This is a genomic window from Marinicauda pacifica (assembly GCF_004793635.1).
GTDB lineage: Bacteria > Pseudomonadota > Alphaproteobacteria > Caulobacterales > Maricaulaceae > Marinicauda > Marinicauda pacifica.
On the sequence record NZ_SRXV01000126.1, the window covers coordinates 1 to 301 of the forward strand.

Sequence of the window (301 nt, forward strand, 5' to 3'; positions counted from 1 at the left end):
GCTCAGCTCCGGCCCGTCGATAACGACGTCGGCGAAGAGGCCGGGGCGCAGCGCAGCGGGCTCCTCGGGAGCGACAAACAGGTTGATCAGGCGCGAGCGCGCATCGAGCTGCGCACCCTCGCGCAGCACCTCTCCGGCGATGGGCCGGTCGTGTCCTTCAAGACGGATCTGAACCGGCCGGCCTTCTGCCTCGCCCAGCCGGGCCGCGTCCTCGGGCGGCACAGGAACAACCACTTCAAGATCCCCGATCGAATAGACTTGTCCATAGGCCTGGCCCGGGGAGACAACCTGTCCGGTCTCG

1 protein-coding gene is annotated in these 301 nt (G+C 68.1%); it reads right to left on the reverse strand.

Annotated elements, in window-relative coordinates; all coding sequences use genetic code 11:
* Window positions 1-301, reverse strand: a 301-nt coding sequence (locus E5162_RS14660; protein ID WP_135945981.1) for an efflux RND transporter periplasmic adaptor subunit, incomplete at both ends; no start/stop codon positions are given.